Here is a 3,420-nt window from a genome sequence, read left to right as displayed (position 1 = left end):
GCTGACGCCGTCCCGCAGCGCGAGCGACGGCGTCAGCGTGGTGCGCGGGCGCCGCCCTGGGGTCAGCGAGTTCGGCAGCCCCTCGTCGAGCCACGCCATCTGCAACCGCGTGCCCAGCGGAAAGCCCAGCTCGGGCACGACGGGGTTGGACTGGAGCCAGCCGCCGCTCGGGGTGGCCGAGAGCATGTTCCCCCAGCGGTCGACGACGTCGACGTGGCAGGTGTCGCCGCGCGTCCCGCCGTCCCCGGCCACGGTCGGCTCCCCGCCGCCGTACGCGTCGGCCACCGCCGCCGCACCGGCCCCCGAGGCGACGGCGAGCGCGTGCGCGGACAGCCGCGGCGACCGCCCGCCGGGCGACCCGGGCCGCAGCTCGTACGAGGCGGTGTCCTTGATCAGCTTGCGCCGCTCCGCGCTGTACTCCTCGGAGAGCAGCTCGGCCACCGGGACGCCGCCCGCCGCGTCCCCGTACCAGGCCTCCCGGTCGGCCATCGCCAGCTTGCACCCCTCGACGAGCAGGTGGACGTACTCCGCCGAGCCGTACGCGGGAAGCTCCGGGAGCTCGCGCGGCAGCAGGGCGAGCTGCTGGAGGAGCGCGGGCCCCTGGCTCCAGGGCCCGGCCTTGCACAGGGTCCAGCCGTTCCAGTCGTGGGTGACCGGGTCCTCGTACGAGGCCGACCAGTCCCGCAGATCCGCCGCCGACAGCGTTCCGGCGTGCCGCTCGCCGCTGGTGTCCATGGTCGGGACCCCGGCCTGCCGCACCAGGGCCTCGGCGATGAATCCGCCGCGCCACACCTCCCGCGCGGCCTCGATCACGGCGACGCGGTCCCCGGCCGGGGCCGCGGCCTCCGCCTCGGCCAGCAGCCGCCGCCAGGTGGCGGCCAGCGCCGGGTTGCGGAGCAGCTCGCCGGGGCGGGGCGCCTCGCCGTCGCGGAGGTAGACCTCGGCCGAGGTCGGCCACTCCGTCTCGAAGAGGCCCCGCACCGTCTCGACGGTCTCGGCGACGCGCTCCACGGGCGCGTGCCCGTCCTCGGCGTACCCGATGGCGTACGTGAGGAGGTCGGCGAGCGGCTTGGTGCCGTGGTCGCGCAGCAGCACCATCCACGCGTCGAACGCCCCGGGCACGGCGGCGGCGAGCGGCCCGGTGCCGGGCACGAGGCCGAGGCCGAGGGAGCGGTAGTGGGCGGCGGTCGCCCCGGCGGGCGCGGGGCCCTGGCCGCAGAGCACGCGCACGTCGCCGCCCGCGGGCGCGAGGATGATCGGCACCTCGCCCGCGGGCCCGTTGAGGTGCGGCTCGACCACGTGCAGGACGAACCCCGCGGCGACCGCCGCGTCGAAGGCGTTGCCGCCGTCCTCCAGTACGGCCATCGCGGACTGGGAGGCGAGCCAGTGGGTGGACGACACCATGCCGAAGGTGCCCTGGAGCGTGGGGCGCGTCGTGAACATGATCGGCAGGCTAACCGGCCGGCCAGTGCCTCAATCAAGACCCCTGGCGTGCTTGAACCGCGCGAGGCCTTCGCCGAGTTCGATCAGCGGCTCGGGGTAGTCGTACCGCTCGCGCTCCTTCTTGGAGAGCTTCCACGGCTCGTGCACCGCCGCGCCCGCCAGGTCCTTCAGCTCGGGCACCCACCGCCGTACGTAGTCGCCGCGCGGGTCGTAACGCTGCCCCTGACGCACGGGGTTGAGCACGCGGTTGGGCCTGCTGTCGGTGCCGGTTCCGGCCATCCACTGCCAGTTCATCTGGTTGTTGGCGATGTCGCCGTCGGCCAGCAGGCGCAGGAAGTGCCGGGCGCCCACGCGCCAGTCGACGTAGAGGGACTTGACCAGGAAGCTCGCGACGAGCAGCCTGCCGCGGTTGTGCATCCAGCCCTCGTGCAGGAGCTGGCGCATCGCCGCGTCCACGACCGGGAAGCCCGTGCGCCCCTCCTGCCACGCGCGGATCTCCTCCTCGGCCGCTTCCCCCTTGCGCCAGCGGTCCTGCTTCGTGCGGTAGTCGGTGCTCGCCGAGCGCGGCCTCGCCGCGAGCACCTGGTGGTGGAAGTCGCGCCAGCAGATCTGCCGCACGAAGTTCTCCGCGCCCTCGCCCTCCCGGGTACGGGCGCCGCGCACGAGTTCGGTCGCCGAGACCGTGCCGAAGTGCAGATGCGGGGAGAGCCGGGAGGTGGCGTCGCCCGCCAGGTCGTCCTGGCCCTCGGCGTAGCCGTCGGCGTCCTTGCGCAGCCATGCCTTCCAGCGCGCCCGGCCCTCGCTCTCGCCGCCCCGCGCGAGCCCCGGCGAGACCCCGTCGACGCCGTCCCTGCCGGGCACGGGCTCCGAACGGACGTGGTCGGGGACCCGCACGGTCCGTGGCGGTCCGAGGACGTCACGCGGGCTCCGGGCGCTCCACTTGCGGTAGTACGGGGTGAAGACCGCGAAGTGGTCGCGGCCCGCCGGGGTCACCGCGCCCGGCGGGAGCACGGTGATCACGGAGTCGTGGACGTGCAGCCGCCTGCCGTCCCGTTCGAGGGCTTCCCGCAGGCGCCGCTCGCGCGCGTGGGCGTAGCCGCTGACGCCGCCCGCCATGTGGATCTCCTCGGCGTCCGTCGCCGCCATGACCGCGCGCACCTCGGCCACGACGTCACCGCTGCGGACGACGAGCCTGCCGCCCCGGTCGCGCAGCCGCCGGTCGAGGTCGGTCAGGCAGTCGGCGAGGAAGGCCTCGCGGTTGGGTCCGGCGAAGCCGGTCTCCGCGATGTGCCGGTCGCGCACGAAGAGCGGTACCACCTGGTCGGCGCCGGTGACGGCCGCGCGCAGCGGTGGATGGTCGTGGACCCGCAGGTCGGAGGTGAACAGGACGACCGAGGTCTTCATGGGGTGGCTCCGTGGTGCGCGCTTCGTACTGCCTTGTCTCCCCCTGCTTCCTCCTTCCTGCCCTCCTGGGATGCGGCGCGCGCGATGTTCCTGGCCATGCCGCCGAAGACGACGGCGTGGAAGGGCGAGACGCTCCACCAGTAGGCGTGGCCAAGGAGCCCGCGCGGGTGGAAGAGGGCCTTCTGCCGGTAGCGGACGCGGCCCTCGGCATCGCGGTCGGAGCGCATCTCCAGCCAGGCGAGGCCGGGCAGCCGCATCTCCGCGCGCAGCCGCAGCATCCGTCCCGGCTCGATCTCCTCGACCCGCCAGAAGTCCAGCGAGTCGCCGACCCGCAGCCGCGCCGCGTCCCTGCGGCCCCTGCGCAGCCCCACGCCGCCGACGGCGCGGTCGAGCCAGCCGCGGACCGCCCAGGCGAGCGGGAAGGAGTACCAGCCGTTCTCGCCGCCGACGCCCTCGATGATGCGCCACAGGGCCTCGGGCGAGGTGTCCACGGTGATCTGCCGCTTGTCGGTGTAGAGGCTGCCGCCCGCCCAGTCGGGGTCGGTGGGCAGCGGGTCGCTGGGCGCGCCGGGC

At 74.8% G+C, this 3,420-nt stretch carries 3 protein-coding genes; all 3 read right to left on the bottom strand.

The window, feature by feature from the left end; genetic code table 11:
- The coding region (locus AB8Z36_RS34700) for a gamma-glutamyltransferase family protein (protein ID WP_369217363.1) at positions 1-1,443 on the bottom strand (1,443 nt) is incomplete at its 3' end.
- A gap of 30 nt (positions 1,444-1,473) precedes the next feature.
- A complete protein-coding gene (locus AB8Z36_RS34695) occupies positions 1,474-2,847 on the bottom strand; it encodes a cryptochrome/photolyase family protein (protein WP_369217362.1) in 1,374 nt (457 codons plus the stop codon).
- Positions 2,844-3,420, bottom strand: a 577-nt coding sequence (locus AB8Z36_RS34690) for a DUF2867 domain-containing protein (protein WP_369217361.1), incomplete at its 5' end; no start/stop codon positions are given. The genes AB8Z36_RS34690 and AB8Z36_RS34695, both read right to left, overlap by 4 nt.

This window comes from Streptomyces flavofungini, from assembly GCF_041028215.1.
Lineage (GTDB): Bacteria > Actinomycetota > Actinomycetes > Streptomycetales > Streptomycetaceae > Streptomyces > Streptomyces flavofungini_B.
Note: the sequence above shows the minus strand (reverse complement) of the source record. Positions and strands in the feature narration are given on the sequence as shown.